The 16,618-nt window shown below is 75.1% G+C and carries 11 protein-coding genes; 5 read left to right on the plus strand and 6 right to left on the minus strand.

Annotation, left to right across the window (positions count from 1 at the left end; translation table 11 throughout):
* Window positions 1-76: 76 nt before the first annotated feature.
* The 3 genes from ACZ7LK_RS19885 to ACZ7LK_RS19895 all read right to left on the minus strand — a co-directional run bounded on the left by ACZ7LK_RS19885 (window position 77) and on the right by ACZ7LK_RS19895 (window position 6,716).
* Window positions 77-1,627 carry a DUF5719 family protein gene (locus ACZ7LK_RS19885; protein ID WP_392275287.1) on the minus strand — a complete coding sequence of 517 codons (1,551 nt, stop codon included), beginning with the start codon at window positions 1,625-1,627 and terminating at the stop codon, window positions 77-79.
* Window positions 1,624-5,415, minus strand: coding sequence for a glycosyltransferase family 2 protein (locus ACZ7LK_RS19890; protein ID WP_471142276.1), 3,792 nt, complete (start codon window positions 5,413-5,415; stop codon window positions 1,624-1,626). Before ACZ7LK_RS19890 ends, ACZ7LK_RS19885 begins: the two co-directional genes overlap by 4 nt.
* Before the next feature lie 1,037 nt (window positions 5,416-6,452).
* A complete protein-coding gene (locus tag ACZ7LK_RS19895; protein WP_023588371.1) occupies window positions 6,453-6,716 on the minus strand; it encodes a WhiB family transcriptional regulator in 264 nt (87 codons plus the stop codon).
* 682 nt (window positions 6,717-7,398) lie between these two features.
* On the opposite strand from ACZ7LK_RS19895, the gene ACZ7LK_RS19900 reads away from it, so the two are divergent.
* The 3 genes from ACZ7LK_RS19900 to ACZ7LK_RS19910 are packed head-to-tail and all read left to right on the plus strand — an operon-like array spanning window position 7,399 to window position 10,219.
* A complete protein-coding gene (locus ACZ7LK_RS19900; RefSeq protein ID WP_392275285.1) occupies window positions 7,399-7,902 on the plus strand; it encodes a cysteine dioxygenase in 504 nt (167 codons plus the stop codon).
* Between the two features lie 41 nt (window positions 7,903-7,943).
* A complete protein-coding gene (gene cofD, locus ACZ7LK_RS19905) occupies window positions 7,944-8,900 on the plus strand; it encodes a 2-phospho-L-lactate transferase (protein ID WP_471142282.1) in 957 nt (318 codons plus the stop codon).
* Window positions 8,897-10,219, plus strand: a complete 1,323-nt coding sequence (locus ACZ7LK_RS19910) for a coenzyme F420-0:L-glutamate ligase (protein ID WP_471142285.1) — start codon at window positions 8,897-8,899, stop codon at window positions 10,217-10,219. Before cofD ends, ACZ7LK_RS19910 begins: the two co-directional genes overlap by 4 nt.
* 130 nt (window positions 10,220-10,349) lie before the next feature.
* On the opposite strand, the gene ACZ7LK_RS19915 is transcribed toward ACZ7LK_RS19910, so the two are convergent.
* From ACZ7LK_RS19915 to ACZ7LK_RS19925, 3 genes are all read right to left on the minus strand, one after another.
* Window positions 10,350-11,366 carry a DNA-3-methyladenine glycosylase family protein gene (locus tag ACZ7LK_RS19915; protein WP_392275282.1) on the minus strand — a complete coding sequence of 339 codons (1,017 nt, stop codon included), beginning with the start codon at window positions 11,364-11,366 and terminating at the stop codon, window positions 10,350-10,352.
* Between the two features lie 99 nt (window positions 11,367-11,465).
* Window positions 11,466-12,548: a mannose-1-phosphate guanylyltransferase gene (gene manB, locus ACZ7LK_RS19920; protein ID WP_471142289.1), complete on the minus strand. Its 1,083-nt coding sequence runs from the start codon at window positions 12,546-12,548 to the stop codon at window positions 11,466-11,468.
* A 109-nt stretch (window positions 12,549-12,657) separates the two neighbouring features.
* On the minus strand, window positions 12,658-14,091 hold the full coding sequence (locus ACZ7LK_RS19925) for a peptidoglycan recognition protein family protein (protein ID WP_471142293.1): 1,434 nt from the start codon (window positions 14,089-14,091) through the stop codon (window positions 12,658-12,660).
* Window positions 14,092-14,218: 127 nt separating this feature from the next.
* Between ACZ7LK_RS19925 and ACZ7LK_RS19930 the strand changes: the two genes are divergently transcribed.
* Entirely contained in the window at window positions 14,219-14,971 is a 753-nt protein-coding gene (locus ACZ7LK_RS19930; protein ID WP_392275279.1) for a TIGR03089 family protein, read from the plus strand.
* Window positions 14,972-15,429: 458 nt separating this feature from the next.
* On the plus strand, window positions 15,430-16,557 hold the full coding sequence (locus ACZ7LK_RS19935) for an LCP family protein (protein WP_471142296.1): 1,128 nt from the start codon (window positions 15,430-15,432) through the stop codon (window positions 16,555-16,557).
* Window positions 16,558-16,618 lie beyond the last annotated feature (61 nt).

Below are 16,618 nucleotides of genomic sequence, written 5' to 3' on the forward strand. Positions count from 1 at the left end.
GGCGGCCGGGCCGACCGGGCGTCGCCGGTACGCGCGCGGGCGGCCTGGTCCGCCGGGGGTGGTGGCGGTGGGCCGGCTAGTCGACGAGGACCGTCAGGTCCTGCCGGGCGGCCGGGACCTCCACCGTGCCCCGGTCGTCGGCGAGGGTCTGCACCGTGAACATCGGGACGCCGTCGTCCGGCTCGGCCAGCGTCCGCGCCGCGTGCACCGGGCCGCCCGAGACCGACTCGACGGTCAGCGCGTACGAGCCCTTCAGCCCGGCCGGCACCGGCGGCGTGACCGCCAGGGTCGTCCCGCCCTTGACCGTGTACGTCTTGGTCGTGGGCGTCCCGCCCTCGGTGCCCGCCGACGCGGTGACCTTCACCTCGGCGCTCGCGCCGGGCGCGGTCAGCGACAGCGTGGTGCCCTTGGCCCGGTTGTCCGCGACCGTCGCCCGCTCCCCCACCGGCCCGGTCGCCGGGATGAACGCCACCTCCTGGTCGTCGCCCTTGCCGCGCACCACCCGCAGCGCGGCGACCACCGGGGTGGCCCGTCCCTTGCGGGCCGGGGACAGCAGCAGCGAACCGGCCTCGCCGCGCGTGACGTCCTGGAGGTCCACTGCCGCGGTCATCCCCGACTTGACGTGCAGGCTCTCGGCCGCGGCCGGGCTGATGGACCCGGTCGGGCCCGCCAGCCGGATCTTCAGGTCGGCGTCCGCCTCACCCGGCGCGTACGCCACCAGCCGTACGGAGGTCGCGTCCGCCGGGATGCCGGGCAGCACCAGCGTCCCCGCCGGGTCGGCCGACGCGGGCAGCCAGTCGCTGCCGAGCTTCTCGTCGGCGGAGCGCACCACCGCGCCCACCCGGCCGCTGCGGGTGGTGACGTGGACCGTCACGTCCTCGGCGGCGGGATCGGTGGTCAGGGTGGACAGCAGGACCGGCACGCCGGTTCGGGCGGGGACGGTGACGCCCTCGGTGAGCTGCGTCTTCAGGGCGCCGTTCGGCCCGTACAGCTCGATGTCGACGACGGTGGCCGTGTCGTCGGGGTTGGTCAGGTGGACGTAGTCCGAGCGCTGGGCGGCGGTCGAGGCGCCCGGGAACCAGAAGTCGGTGTCCGGCGCCGTGCAGCTCACGCCGAGCATCCCGCGCCCGCCGCCCGCCGGGACCTTGGTCGTCTGCTGGGTGGTCCAGCCGGGCGCGAGCCGGCCGGCGGCGGAGCCGACCAGGGCCGGAGCGTCACCGCCGTCGGCCTCGGCGGAGACCGGCCTGCCGGGCTGGGTGAGCGTCAGCACGGCCTTGTCGGCGGCCGGCGCCTTCTTCGGGGTGGCGGCCTTCTTCCCGTCCGCCGTCGTCTCGCCCGCGGTGGCGGCGGACGGCTTCAGCTCCGCCCGGCCGGAGGCCTCGGCGCCCGCCGCGCCGGTGCCGCCACCGGCGCCGGGCGGGGTGAACGAGGTGTACACCGTCTCGGCGACCTCCGAGTTGCTGGGTGCCGGGCACAGCAGGCTGGAGCGCTCGACCGGCAGCCGCGTGGCGGACCGGGCGGCCGCCGGTGCCGCCGCGTCGTCACCGGGGGCGGTCAGGGCGGCGAAACCGGTGACCGCGGCGAGGGCGGTGACGGCCGCGGCCAGGGAGAGGGTGGTGCGGTTCACTGGTTGCTGCTCCCGTCGGGACGCTGCTCGTCGTCGTACTCGTGGCCGTAGCCGTAGCCCTGCTGCCCGTACGGGTCCTGGTTCTGGTCGTGGTTCTGGTTCGGGTCGTAGTGGCCCTGCCCCTGCTCGTAGGGGCCCGGGGGGTACGGCTGCTGGTACGGGGCCTGCTCGTAGCCGCCCTGCTGGTACGGCTGCTGCTGGTACGGGTCGTACTGCGGGTACTGCTGGTGTCCGGCACCCTGCTGGTACGGGTCGGCCCGGTACTGCTGCTGGTCGGCCGGGTACTGCTGCTGGTCGGCGGGGTACGCGGCGTACGCCTGGCCGTCCCACTCCCCGTAGGAGGGCTGGCGCGGGACGCCCTGCACCACGTACGGATCGGTGTCCGGTACGGACGCGGGCGCGGCGGCCGGCTCGGTCACCGCGGCCGTCCCCGCCTCGGCCTCCGCCTTCACGCCCTCGGCCTCCGCCGCCTCGGCCTCCGCGGCGGCCGCCGCCCGCAGCCGGCGCGCCCGGCGGCCGTCACCGGCGAGGTCCTCGGCGGTCACCGCGGGCTGCTCCTCCTCGGGCAGGTCGTCGTCCACGTCCCGGCGCCGCCCGGGCAGGGCCAGCACGAGCAGGACCACGGCCAGGAAGCACTGGGTCCAGATCCAGACGGTGTGGCCGAGCGGGTCCTCGTACGTCAGGTCCAGGCGGCCGCCCTCGGCGGGCAGCTCGAAGCCCTGCGCCCAGCCGTCGACGACCGTCTTCTCCAGCGACCGGCCGTCGAGGGTGGCCTGCCAGCCCTCGTCCGCGCGGTCCGCGATCCGCAGGACCCGGCCGGCGCCGCCCGCCGGGATCTCGGTGTGCGCCTCGACCGGACCGGCCGCCACCGGCAGCCGCTCGCCCTTGCCGCCGTCGCCGTTGCCGCCGTCGCCGTTGCCGCCGTTGCCGCCGGGCACGATGGTGGCCCGCGCGACCTGACGGTCGACCCGCCACAGCGCGCTGCCGTCGAGCTGGCTGAGCCGGGTGAGGCCCGGTGTGGCGTCCAGGACGCGGCTCATCTGGCGCGGCGCCCCGTCCCGGACCAGGACGTAGCGGATGGCGAAGCCGCTCAGCTGGTCCGTCTGGTCCGCGCCGGACCCGGCGACCAGGTTGGCGACGACCTTGTCCAGACGGGCGTCGCCACCGCCGGCGGCGGTCAGCTCGGCGTCGCCGAGCCGGGCGCCGGAGCCGCGGACCAGGGTGTACGGCACCTCGGCCGCCGTCGCGCCGCCCAGGACCAGGGTGCGCGGCTGGTCCCGGGTGTCGCTCTCCTCGGCGACGAACGCCGGCACCTGGACCGGGTCGCGCCGCTCCAGCGGGCCCGCCGCGCCGCCGATCATCCAGCCGGCCGCGGACACGACCGGTCCGGCGGCGGCGGCCAGCGCGATCAGCACGGCGACGGGCTGGCGCCAGCCGAAGCTCTGGGACGCGACGCGCGTACGTCCGCCCTCCGCGCCCAGCATCCCGGCGGCCAGCAGCGCGGCGCCGTACACCAGGGTGGCGGGCCCGGCCCAGCCGGAGCCGCCGCCCGAGCCGTTCACCAGCACCGCGAGGACCAGGGCGGCCACGGCCGCGACCCAAGCCGTACGGATCGCGAACCGCCGCTCGGCGCGCAGCAGGGCGGCCAGCGCCGCGAGCACCAGACCGATCAGGACGAGGCCGCCCACCGTCCTCGGCCCGCCCGGCGAGGCGCCGAGCAGGTCGAGCGGGGACGCCTCTCCTGTCCCGACGACCATCCCGGCCTCCCGGAAGAGGGCGGCCGGATCGGTCAGCAGCGACAGGGACCAGGGGGCCAGCAGCAGCAGCGGTGTGCCGGCGACGGCGAGGAAACGCAGTCCGTACGCCACGACGTCACCGCGCCGCAGCACCAGCACCGCCACCCCGAGGACGACCGCGAGCGGCCACACGACGGGTGTGAACGCCATGGTGAAGGTCAGCAGGAAGGCGTACGCCCAGGTGCCGCGCCAGCTTCCGCGCGCGTCGCCCCGCAGTCCGTGCGCGGCGACGGCGGCCCGGGCGATCAGCGGCAGCAGGACGGCCAGGACGGCCGTGCCGAGCCGGCCGGTCGCGAGGGCGCCGGTCGTGGCGGGCAGGAAGGCGTACGCGACGGCTCCCCAGGCGCGCAGCAGCCGGGACTCGACCAGGGACCGGGAGGCGAAGTACGCGGTGATGCCGGCCAGCGGCACCGAGCAGACGAGCAGCACGGTGACCGCGAGGCCGGTCGAGCCGAGGAACAGCGCGGAGAGGGCGGCGAGGACCGCCAGGTACGGCGGGGCGGTCTGGGTGCCGCCGGTGCCGAGCGGGTGCCAGGCGTCCGCGTACCGGCTCCACAGGGCGCCCACGCCGTCGGGAACGGGCAGCAGTGCCCCGCCCGCGAGGGAGCCGCCGCCGAACAGGCCGCGGCAGGCGACCACCGACGCCACGAGCAGCAGCGCGAAGAGGACCGGCCCCGGCTTGCGGGCGATCTTCTTCAGGCGGGCGAACTGCTCGATCTCCAGGTAGTCGGCGTCGTCGCCGCCGGGGCCCGACTCCACGGCGCCGTGCCGTGAGCCGCCCGAATCGGCGTCCGAACCGCCGAAGTTGGACATGACCTGTTCGACGGTGGCGCGGACGGTGGCGCCCGGCGGCGGGAACAGCGGCCGCAGCTCGGACGCCTCGACGGTCCTCCCGCGTCTGCGGCGGCGGGCCGCGATGATCCGCTCGGGCCGCAGCAACGTGCCGAACAGGCCCATCACTTCGTCGACGGCCTGGCCGGGCGCCTTGCCCACCAGGTAGGCGAGGGTCCGCAGCAGGGTGCCCACGACGAGGCGGAGGAGGACCCAGGGGAAGGCGACACCGCGGGCGTTGGCGAGCAGCGTGTAGACGGCGCCCGCCTTGTCGACGCGGTGCGGGCTGGCGACGGAGCGGCCGGCGCAGTCGACCGTGCGCCGCTCGCGGGCGGACGCCTCCGCGTGCCGGAGGACGGCGTCGGGGGCGACGAGGACGCGGTGGCCGGCGGAGTGGGCGCGCCAGCACAGGTCGACGTCGTCGCGCATCAGGGGCAGGCGGCGGTCGAAGCCTCCGAGCTCCTCGAAGACGTCACGGCGGACGAGCATCCCGGCGCTCGACACGGACAGGACCGAGCGGACCTGGTCGTGCTGGCCCTGGTCCTGCTCGCGCCGGTCGAGGCCGGTCCAGCGGCGGCCGCTGTTGGCGATGGAGACGCCCACTTCGAGGAGCTGCTTGCGGTCGTACCAGCCGCGCAGCTTGGGCCCGACGATCGCGGCGTACTCGTCGCCGTCGACGACGCGGAGCAGTTCGGCGAGGGCGCCGGGCTCGGGGGCGGCGTCGTCGTGGAGCAGCCAGAGCCACTGGACGGGCTCCCCGTGCGGCAGTTCGGGCATGTCGTACGCCTCGTCGCGCCACGTCCGGCTGACCGGGTCCCAGCCGCTGGGCCGCTTCAGGTACGGCAGTTCCTCGGGGCCGAGGACCGGCGCGGTGCGGGCGGCCTCGTCGACGGCGGCGCCGAAGCCGGTGCGCCGCGCGAGGTGCAGCACCCGCTCGTCGCCGATGGCCTCGGTGACCAGCCGCGCGGAGTCGTCGGCGCTGCCGGTGTCGGCGGCGACGACGTTCTGTACGGGGCGTTCCTGCCCGAGCAGCCCGGCGAGGACGTCCGGCAGCCACCGGGCGCCGTCGTGGGACACCAGCACGGCGGTGACGACGTGCCGCGGGAACTCGGGCTGCTGCGTGGGGGAAGCGGTGGTGAACGCGGCTGTGGTGGCGGACATCGGGTTACGGGCCCTCCGGCCGGGGGTCGCCCGCGGGGGGCGTCGGAGCGTCTCGGACGGAGGCCCACACTAATGGCTGCCAGGACGGCGGTCCGCCGCCTGTGGACAGCGGCCCGTTCTCCGGCCGGGCGGCCGGCCCCGGGGCGGGCGGGATGCCCCCGGGCGGACGGGATGTCCGGGCCGCCGGCCCCGGGGGCGGTGTGCGCGCGGGCGCCGGCGGGGCGGTGGGGTGCGGGGGTGCGCCCGCGGGTGCGGGGCGGTGGGATGCGCCCGGCCTGACGGCCGGGCTGGTGTTCCCACCCGCACCACCGTGCGGGAGGAGGGATCAGTGCCGGTCTCCCCGTGCGGCCACAGCGCCGTCGGCGGCTGCGGGCCGAGGGCGGAAAGCGGGAGCGGGGGCCCGGGGGCGGGGCCACCGCGGGATCTCCCGGTGCGGTTGTCGGCCACCGGCGGCTGGGGGGCGGCGGGTAAGCGGGCAGCCCCGCGTGGATCTCCCCGCACGGCGGGAGCGGAGGGACGCAGGGGTCCCCGGCGCGGTTGTCAGCCGTCGGCGACCGCGCGGCCGGGGGGGGGTGGGGCGCCCGAGGGACCTCCCGGTGCGGCTGTCGGCCGTCGGCGGCTGGGGGCGGTGCGGGAGCGGGCAGCCGCGCGTGGGCGTCTCCCCAGGGCGGCGGAGGTGGGTCCGGTATCAGCCGTCGGCGGCTGGGAGCCGGGCAGCCCGCGTGGGCGCCTGTCCGCACGGCGGGCCCGGTGGGCGGGTAGGCGGGCACCGCCCCGCCCAGGTGGCGGGGCCGGGTGGTGCGGCGGCGAGTGGGGGGCAGGATCGGCCGCGAACCGGCCGGATCCTGGCGTCGTCTCCCCGGGTGGCCGGGGGGAGGGCGGGTGTGAACCCCGTCCGGGCCGCCCCCCGCCTACGGGTGGGCGCGGGTTTCGGCGGCTGCGGGTGGGAGGGCCGGCGGCCTGGGCGGCCCGGTGGGGGCGCCGTGGGGCGTCGGGGGCCGCGGCGCGGCCGGGGTGGTGGCCGTCCGGGCGGTGAATCAGACGGCGGCCTTTTTCAGACGGCGGCGTTCCCGCTCCGACAGACCGCCCCAGATTCCGAATCTTTCGTCATTGGCGAGCGCGTACTCGAGGCATTCCGAACGGACTTCGCAGGCGAGGCAGACCTTCTTGGCCTCGCGGGTGGATCCGCCCTTCTCGGGGAAGAAGGACTCCGGATCCGTCTGGGCGCACAACGCGCGCTCCTGCCAGCCCAGTTCCTCATCCGCGTCCTCGACCAGCAGTTCCTGGAACAACTCGGTCATGTGCGCCCCTCGTCGGTCTTTGCGTCCCCGTGACGTGACCGATTGTCGAATTTATCGGCCGAACGACACGAGTGAAATTACAAGTGCGGTGCTCCGGGCCAGTCAAGCTGGGATCTGCTATCGAGCCCGGTATTCACTCTGCGGAACCAAGGCTATGCGGAAAGTGTTCAAATCAGCAAAAATGAGACACAAGCCGCTGCCCCGCCCGCAACCTCCCTTTCACCACCTCACCAAGGGAGGACGTTCGCCGATTCGATCTTGTTGCGGTCGAGCCGGCGAAGCGACCCGGATCACAGTCAGGTCACGGGAGCACGACGACGTTTGCGCGGGTGGTTGCTGCGGCATGTGTCCCGGCCCCTCCCAGCACAAACCTTTCTCCGGACGGAGTAACCGGATGAGGTGAAACATTGCCGCCAAATCGGGCATTGGGTTGACAGACGTTATCGAGCCGGTCACCTTTGATTGCATGCCAGCGACCACAGCGCCCCTCACGACCCGCGTCCGCGGGTCCCGCAGCGCTGCCCCGGCTCTCCAGCCGCTCCGTCGCTGTCGCTGTCGCTGTCGCTGTTCCAGCTGTTGATGCCGTAGCGCTCCAGCGCCCCGCCCCGCGTCTGTCTCCCGCCTTTTCCGCGTGTACCGCTTCCGGCCTCCGGACCCGTTTCTCCCGAGGAACCCCCGCACCATGAACAGCGACAGCGACCTCCAGATCGCCGGCGACATCCTCGCCGTACAGCACCTTCTCCAGCCCGCCAAGGAGCACCCCTCCACCGTGGCCGAGTTCGTCGGCCTGGCCCGCGCCATCGCCGCCGATCGGTCGCAGTGGGCCCACCTCGTCGAGTACGACGCCACCACCCGCTGGTACCACCGGCTGCACACCGGACCCGGCTATGAGGTCTGGCTGCTGTCCTGGGTGCCCGGTCAGGGCGCAGGTATGCATGATCACGGCGAGTCCTCCGGCGTACTGACCGTCCTCGAGGGCGAGCTGACGGAACGTACGGAAAAGGGCACGCGTCTGCTCACCGCCGGCGCGCAGCGCGTATTCGCACCGGGATACGCGCACGACGTGGTCAACGACTCACTCGAACCGGCCGTCAGCCTGCACGTCTACTACCCGGGCCTCACCGACATGCCGATGCACCCCGCCACCTGCTCCACCCCGGAGCCGCGGGACGCCGTCACCGCCTGACCCGCTCCGAGCGTTCGGCGTCCGGCTGACAGACTGTGCCCATGCGCATTGTGGTTCTGGCCGGCGGCATCGGCGGTGCCCGTTTTCTGCGCGGCCTCAAGCAGGCCGCGCCCGACGCGGACATCACGGTCATCGGCAACACCGGTGATGACATCCATCTGTTCGGGCTGAAGGTCTGCCCCGACCTCGACACCGTGATGTACACCCTGGGCGGGGGCATCGACGAGGAGCAGGGCTGGGGGCGGGCGGACGAGACGTTCCACGTCAAGGGCGAGCTCGCGGCGTACGGCGTCGGGCCCGAGTGGTTCGGCCTCGGCGACCGGGACTTCGCCACCCACATCGTCCGTACCCAGATGCTCGGCGCCGGCTACCCGCTGAGCGCCGTCACCGAGGCGCTGTGCGCCCGCTGGAAGCCGGGCGTGCAGCTGCTGCCGATGTCCGACGACCGGGTGGAGACCCATGTCGCCGTCGAGCTCGACGGCGAGCGCCGGGCCATCCACTTCCAGGAGTACTGGGTGAAGCTGCGCGCCTCCGTGGACGCGCAGGCCGTGGTGCCGGTCGGCGCCGAGCAGGCCACGCCCGCGCCCGGGGTGCTGGAGGCCATCGGCGAGGCCGACGTCGTGCTCTTCCCGCCGTCCAACCCCGTGGTGTCCATCGGGACCATCCTCGCCGTGCCCGGCATCCGCGAGGCGATCGCCGACGCCGGCGTACCGGTGGTGGGCCTGTCCCCCATCGTCGGGGACGCGCCGGTGCGCGGCATGGCCGACAAGGTGCTCGCCGCGGTGGGCGTCGAGGCCACGGCCGCGGCGGTCGCCCGGCACTACGGCTCCGGGCTGCTCGACGGCTGGCTCGTCGACACGGTGGACGCGGGCACGGTCGCCGAGGTCGAGGCGGCGGGGATCCGGTGCCGTGCGGTGCCGCTGATGATGACCGACGTGGACGCCACGGCGGCGATGGCGCGCGAGGCGCTGGCCCTCGCCGAGGAGGTCCGCGCGTGACGACCCCGTCGTACCGGGTGTGGGCGCTGCCGGGACTGCCGGAGGTGCGGCCCGGGGACGACCTCGCCAAGCTGATCGCCGCCGCCGTCGCCACCGGCGTCAGCACCGGCGGGCCGGGACTGGCCGACGGCGACGTGCTGCTCGTCACGTCCAAGATCGTCAGCAAGGCGGAGGGGCGGGTCGTCGCGGCGGACGACCGCGAGGCGGCGATCGACGCCGAGACGGTACGGGTGGTGGCCCGGCGCGGCCCGCTCCGCATCGTCGAGAACCGGCAGGGCCTGGTCATGGCCGCCGCCGGGGTCGACGCGTCCAACACCCCCAAGGGGACGGTGCTGTTGCTGCCGGAGGACCCGGACGCGTCCGCGGGGGCGATCCGCGACGGGCTGCGGGACGCTCTCGGCGTGGACGTCGGCGTCGTCGTCACGGACACCTCCGGGCGTCCCTGGCGCAGTGGGGTCACCGACATGGCCATCGGCGCGGCCGGGGTGCGGGTGCTGGACGACCTGCGCGGCGGCACCGACGCGTACGGCAACCCGCTGGTGGCGACGGTGGTCGCCGGGGCGGACGAGCTCGCGGCGGCCGGGGACCTGGTGAAGGGCAAGGCGGCGGGGCTGCCCGTCGCGGTGGTGCGGGGCCTCGCGCACCTCGTCCAGGACGGGGCGGAGGGCGCGCGGGCGCTGGTGCGGGACGCGGCGGACGACATGTTCCGGCTCGGTACGTCGGAGGCGGTGCGGGAGGCGGTGACGCAGCGGCGCACGGTACGGGACTTCACGGACGACCCCGTGGACCCCGGTGCGGTGCGGCGGGCCGTGGCCGCGGCCCTGACGGCGCCCGCGCCGCACCACACCACACCGTGGCGGTTCGTGCTGCTGGAGTCGGCCGCGTCGCGGGTGCGGCTGCTGGACGCCATGCGGGACGCGTGGGTGGCCGACCTGCGGGCCGACGGTCTCGACGAGAACGCAATCGCACGGCGGGTGCGCCGCGGGGACGTGCTGCGGCGGGCGCCCTACCTGGTGGTGCCCTGCCTGGTGATGGACGGCTCCCACCGGTACGGGGACGCCCGGCGCGACGGGGCGGAGCGGGAGATGTTCGTGGTCGCGGCCGGGGCCGGCGTACAGAACTTCCTGGTCGCGCTCGCGGGTGAGCGGCTGGGGTCGGCGTGGGTGTCGTCGACGATGTTCTGCCGGGACGTCGTCCGTGAGGTGCTGGACCTGCCGGACCACTGGGACCCGATGGGCGCGGTGGCGGTGGGGCGCCCGGCCGGAGTGCCCGCGCCGCGGGCGGCGCGGGAGGCGGACGGGTTCGTCGAGGTGCGGTGACGTCGCCCCCCGGCGGGGGCGGTACGGGGCGTCCGGCGGTACGAGGGCGTACGGGCGGTGGCGACGGTACGGCGGCGCCGCGGGGTGGCGGGATCCGCCACGGAGCGGATCCCACGGCGACCCCGCCCGGTCAGAGCGCCGCGATGTTGCCGGGGGTGAACCGGGGGCCGTGGCGGGGCGGGGTGCGGCCGCTGAGGAGGACGAGGCGGGCGGCACGGTGGCGCTGGCCCGCGTACGGGGCGAGGAGCTCCAGCATCTCGTCGTCGTCCGCGTCCCGGCGGCCGGCCAGGGCGTGGCCGACGATGCTCGGCAGGTGGTAGTCGCCGGTGGTCACCGCGTCGGGGGCGCCGTTGCTGCGCTGGACCGTCTCGGCGGACGTCCAGGGGCCGATGCCCGGGATCAGCTCCAGGCGCCGGCGGGCCGGCTCGGGCTCCATGGCGGCCGTCTCCTCCAGGCGGCGGGCCACCCGGACGGCGCGCACGACCGTGTCGGAGCGCTTGGAGTCCACGCCCGCGCGGTGCCACTCCCAGGACGGGATGAGCGCCCAGGTGCGTGGCTCCGGCATGACGTACAGGCGCTCGTCCGGGCCGGGGGCCGGCTCGCCGAACTTCCGTACCAGCAGGCGCCAGGCCCGGTACGCCTCGTCCGTGGTGACCTTCTGCTCCAGGATCGAGGGGATCAGCGACTCCATGACCAGCCCGGTGCGGGTCAGCCGCAGACCCGGGCGGCGCCGCTCGGTGACGGCCAGCAGCCGGTGGCGCGGGGTGAACGCGGACGGGTCGTCCTCCGCGCCGAGGAGCGCCGGGAGCCGGTCCAGGAGCCACTCCGCGCCCGCGCCCCATGCCTGGGCCTCGACGGTGCCGCCCCGCGCGGTGACCCGCAGGGTGCCGGGGCCGGCCGGGGTGCGGCTGGTGCGCCAGACGGAGCCGTCCGGTGCCGTACGGAACGTGGGGTCGGCCGGGCCGCGCCGCAGCGGGCCCAGGACGAGCCCCAGGTCCAGGGGGAACGGGGGCGTCCAGGACCGGGAGCGCGGCGCGGCGGAGGCGGGCGCGACGGGCGCGGCCGGGGCCTGCCGGGCGGCGGGTATGCCGACGTGCCCGCCGCGCACGCTGGTGCGGGTCGGGCGCGGGGCGTAACGGCCTGCCACGGAAGTACGGTCCTCGGAGTCGGGGCGGCCCCGGTCGGGGTCCTACGAGGGTAAGCCCCCGCCCGGGGCGCCGCCCCCGGGCACCCGGGGAGCGCGGCCCTACTGGTCCGAGGAGAAGCGGACCGCGCCGTCCGGCAGCCGGGCGCCGCACCACACGCGGACGCCGTCGCGCAGTTCGTTGTCGGCGCCCACGTGGGCGCCGTCGCCGACGACCGCTCCGTGCAGGACGGTGCGGGCGCCGACCCGCGCGCCCTCGCCGATCAGGGAGTCGGTGATCACCGCGCCGGCCTCGACGACCGCGCCGTCCAGGACGGTGCTGCCGTCGACGCGGGCGCCCTCGCCGACCGTCGCGCCGGCGCCGATGACCGTACCGCCGGTGAGTTTGGCGTCCTGGGCGACGGAGGCGCCGTCGAGGACGAGCCGGTCGCCGCGGCGGCCCGGGACCGCGGGGGACGGGGCGCGGCCGAGGACGAGGTCGGCGGAGCCGCGGACGAATGCCTGCGGCGTGCCGAGGTCCAGCCAGTACGTGGAGTCGACCATGCCCTGGAGGTGGGCGCCGGTCGCCAGCAGGTCGGGGAACGTCTCCCGCTCGACCGAGACCGGGCGGCCCGTCGGGATGGTGTCGATGACGGACCGTCGGAAGACGTAGGCGCCCGCGTTGATCTGGTCGGTGACGATCTCCTCGGGCGTCTGCGGCTTCTCCAGGAAGGCCGTCACCCGCCCGGTGGAGTCGGTGGGGACCAGTCCGAAGGCGCGCGGGTCCTCGACGCGGGTGAGGTGGAGGGAGACGTCCGCGCCGGACGTCTCGTGGGTCGCCACCAGGGCCCGGATGTCCAGGCCGGTCAGGATGTCCCCGTTGAAGATGAGGACCGGCTCGTCCGGTCCCGAGTGCAGGCGTGAGGCGACGTTGCGGATCGCGCCGCCCGTGCCGAGCGGCTCGCGTTCGGTGACGTACTCGATGTGCAGGCCGAGCGACGAACCGTCGCCGAAGTACGGCTCGAAGACCTCGGCGAGGTACGAGGTCGCCAGCACGATGTGCTCGACGCCCGCCGCGCGGGCCCGGGCCAACTGGTGCGTGAGGAACGGGACGCCCGCCGCCGGGACCATCGGCTTGGGCGTGTTGACCGTCATCGGACGCAGCCGGGTGCCCTTGCCACCGACCAGGAGGATCGCTTCTGTCACCTGTCGTCTCTGCTTCCTGCTGGGTCCGGTCGATGGGCCACATCGGTCATATGACCGATACGACCGGACAGTGTATGCAGACCGTTCGGTACAGCCGTCCCGGTCGCCGTCACCGGCCCTGGTACTTGGCCGACGCGTTGCGGGCCGAGCCGAGCCTGTCGTAGAGCCGTTCGCCGGGGCAGTCGGTCAAAAAGCCGTCCCGGTGCCCGGAGATGGCGTTGAGCCTGACCTTCGTGCCCTTCTTGTACAGGTTTCCGCCACCTGAGGTCAGGGTGGACTTCCCCCGCGGATCCTTTCCGTACAGCCCGAGCTTCCACGCCGTCAGCCGTGCGACGGCCGTCACCGCCGCGGCGGGCGGGGTGGACCGACTGTACGTGCCCAGGACGGCGATGCCCATGCTGTTGGTGTTGAAGCCCCGGGTGTGGGCGCCCAGCACCGCCTTGGCCACGCCTCCCGCACGCCCTTCGTAGATGTTTCCGCACTTGTCGACGGCGAAGTTGTAGCCGAAGTCACGCCAGCCGCTGCTCTTGACGTGGTAGCGGTAGATACTGCGCAGAACGGACGGGGCCTGCTTGCAGGAGTAGTTGTTGCCGGTGGCGCTGTGGTGCACGAAGGCCGCCTGGACGGACCTGGTGTAGACGAAGTTGCGTTCGCGCAGCCGCTCGTCCGCTCCCCAGCCCTTGCGGGTGACGATGCGGGGCCGGGGGCCGATGTGCGGCTTGGCGGCCACGGCCTCCTCGCCGAACTGGTCGGCGAACGCGGCCTCCGTCTCCTCCTTGGTCAGCTCGGGGATCTCGGTCGCGCCGAGCGGCACGAGTTCGGCGTTGACCGCGGAGGCGGCCGACTCCTCGGGTGTCAGCGCCGCGGCGGGGACGGGGACCTGACCGGACGTGGTGGTGCCGGTGTCGGTGCCCTCGGGGACCTCGGGCCCCTGGGCGGTGTCCTCGCCGGCCGGCTCGCTGGCGGGCTCGTCCCCGGGGTCGACCAGTTCGATGCGCATCCCGCGCGGCAGGGGCCCGGGGGTGGCGCCCGAGCGCGGGGCCTCGGCCCGGACGCGGACCTCGACACCGTCCGACGCCCCGACCCACAGGGGGGCGGTGGAGCCGCGGACGGTGCCCGAGTCGCGTTCGGGCGTACCGGGGTCGGCGGCGTGGGCGTCGTTGTGGGTCTCGACGGACTGCCAGCCGGACCAGTTGTCGGTGCCGGAGGCGCGGGTGCGGACCTGGACCGAGCCGTGCAGCTCGGCGTCCGGGTCGTCCCAGATGACGCCGATCAGCGAGAAGGGCCGTACGTCCCGGCGGGTCAGCCCCTTCCGGGCGGCGCCGGTCGCCCGCTCGGCGGGGAGCGCCGCGAGCGGCAGCGACTGGGTGGAGCCGGGGACCGGTACGCCGCCGGAGGCGGAGGCCGGGGCGGCGGGGAGGGCCGGGGCGGCGGGGGCGTGGGACACGGCGGGGGTGGCGCTCGCGGGGAGCGCGAGCGGGAGCGGGAGCACGAGGGCCGCGGCGCAGGCGACGCCGATCGAGGATGCAAGGTAGGCACGCATGGGGCGATCCTCGGCAGGGCGGACGCGTACCGCCCGCCGGGAAACCGACGGCCCGTCGGTCCGACCGGTGGACGGACGTCACCGGTACGGCGGACCCCGCCCGCCCGGCGCGCGTACCCTGGCGCGCGTGAACGCCAGCGACCGTACCCCCGCCGACCTGCTGCGATCCGCGCTCGCCGCGGACCCGGCCCGCCCCTTGGTCACCTACTACGACGACGCCACCGGTGAGCGCGTCGAATTGTCGGTGGCCACTTTCGCCAATTGGGTGGCCAAGACGGCCAACCTCCTCCAGGACGGCCTGTCCGCCGAGCCCGGCGACCGGGTCGCGCTGCTCCTGCCGGCGCACTGGCAGACCGCCGTCTGGCTGGTCGCCTGCGCCTCGGTGGGCGTGGTGGCCGATGTCGGCGGCGACCCCGCCGCCGCCGACCACGTCGTCGCCGGGCCGGACCGGCTGGAGGAGGGCCTGGCCTGCCGCGGTGAGCGTCTGGCGCTGTCCCTGGCGCCGCTGGGCCGCCGCTTCCCCGCCCCGCCGGCCGGGTACGACGACTACGCGGTGGAGGTCCCCACGCAGGGCGACGTGTTCGCGCCGTACGTCCCGGTGGACCCGGACGCCCCGGCGCTCGTCGTGGGCGGTACGGAGCTGTCCGGTGCGGACGTCGTGGACCGGGCGCGCGAGGACGGGGTCCGGCTGGGCCTGGCCGGCGGGGCGCGGCTGCTGTCGGCGCTGCCGTACGGCACCTGGGAGGGGCTGTCGGCGGGGCTGTACGCGCCGCTGGCGGCCGGCGCGTCGGTCGTGCTGTGCCGGAACCTGGAGCGGCTGTCGCCGGAGGGGCTCGCCAAGCGGGTCGAGAGCGAGCGGATCACCAGCACTCTGGTCTGAAGTCCACCCGTCCGGCGCACCGCGCGCCGAGTCCCCCGGGTTCCGGCGCCGTCCGCGATGGATGATCGGTGCACACCCCCTCGTGCGAAGGACGGACGGACGACGTGACGGACAGCGCTGGTACGCCCCCGGAGCCGGACCCCCCAGCAGGGGCGTCCGGTCCCGGCGGGCCGGCCGGTGACGTCCCGTCGGACCGGCCGGCCGGTGGCGGCGGCGCGGCGCCCCGGGGCGGCGGCCGGAGCGGCAAGAAGCGCCGGCGCCGTACACCGCCCCCCTCGGGCGGCCAGGTCCACAACGGGACGCGTCCCTCGAAGGCCGCGCCCCCGCGTACGGCGTCCCCGGAACCGGCACCTCCGAAGGCCGCTCCCTCGGCAGCCACTCCCCCCGGGGCCCCGCCCCCGGGACCCGCCGCGCCCGCGCCCCCGGCACCGGGGGTGCCGTCCGCCTCCGCCTCCCGCGTGGCCCGCTTCCGGCGGCACGGTCTGCGGGTGGTCGCCTTCGCGGGGGCCCTCGTCGTGCTGGTGGCGGCCGGCGCCGGCTGGTGGCTGTACAAGAAGCTGGACCGGAACATCACCACCGACGCCTCCGCCGCCGCCGAACTGGAGCGCTACGCGAGGGAGCGCCCGGACTCCCTGGTGCGGGGCGCGCGGAACATCCTGCTGATCGGATCGGACACCCGCGCCGGGAGCGGCAACTCCCAGTACGGCCGGGACAAGGGCGTGCAGCGCTCCGACACGACGATCCTGCTGCACCTGGCCGCCCACGGGCGGAGCGTCACGGCGGTGTCGGTGCCGCGCGACCTGATGGTGAACGTCCCGAGCTGCCGCAAGCGGGACGGCACCCGCACCGCCCCGCAGTTCGCCCAGTTCAACTGGGCGTTCGGGCTGGGGGGCACGGCCTGCACGGTCCGTACGCTGGAGAAGCTCACCGGGATCCGCATCGACCACCACGTGGTGATCGACTTCCGCGGCTTCAAGGACATGGTGGACGCGGTGGGCGGCGTGCGGGTCTGCGTCACCCGGCCCGTCCACGACCGGGACGCGCACGTCCACCTGAAGGCCGGGGCCCGGACGCTCAACGGCGAGCAGGCGCTCGGGTACGTACGGGCCCGCAAGTCCCTGGGCAACGGCAGCGACACCGAACGCATGGGCCGCCAGCAGCAGTTCCTGGGGGCGCTCATCAACAAGGTGCAGAGCAACGGGGTGCTGCTGAACCCCACGCGCCTCTACCCGGTGCTCGACGCGGCCACCAAGGCGGTCACCACCGATCCGGGCCTGGACTCGTTGAAGGACCTGTACGACCTGTCCCGCGCCTTGCGCAACGTACCGACCGAAAAGGTGCAGTTCCTGACCGTTCCTCGACGCCCGTACCGCAACAACCCCAATCGTGACGAACTCGTACAACCGCGAGCGAACAGCCTGTTCAAGCGGCTGCGGGACGACAAGCCGGTCGTGGTCGTGCCCGGTGACGGGCAGAACGAGTCCGCCGGAGAGGAACCGGCGGGGAGCCGGCGCAAGAGGGGTGCCAGCCCTTCCGTGACGCCGACCTTCACCGGCACCAACGCGGCCGCCGGCGCGTGCAGGTAGCGGTGCGGGTGGTGGCTGCGAGTAAAGCGATGCCCAAAGAGCGCGTGGCACTCCATGTGGA

The organism is Streptomyces sp. NPDC039423 (assembly GCF_055598725.1).

Bases quoted from the DNA above. Each gene is read 5' to 3' on its own strand.
- ACZ7LK_RS19890 (WP_471142276.1), bottom strand. From the start codon at position 5,415: ATGTCCGCCACCACAGCCGCGTTCACCACCGCTTCCCCCACGCAGCAG.
- cofD (WP_471142282.1), top strand. From the start codon at position 7,944: ATGCGCATTGTGGTTCTGGCCGGCGGCATCGGCGGTGCCCGTTTTCTG.
- ACZ7LK_RS19925 (WP_471142293.1), bottom strand. From the start codon at position 14,091: ATGCGTGCCTACCTTGCATCCTCGATCGGCGTCGCCTGCGCCGCGGCC.
- ACZ7LK_RS19900 (WP_392275285.1), top strand. From the start codon at position 7,399: ATGAACAGCGACAGCGACCTCCAGATCGCCGGCGACATCCTCGCCGTA.
- ACZ7LK_RS19895 (WP_023588371.1), bottom strand. From the start codon at position 6,716: ATGACCGAGTTGTTCCAGGAACTGCTGGTCGAGGACGCGGATGAGGAA.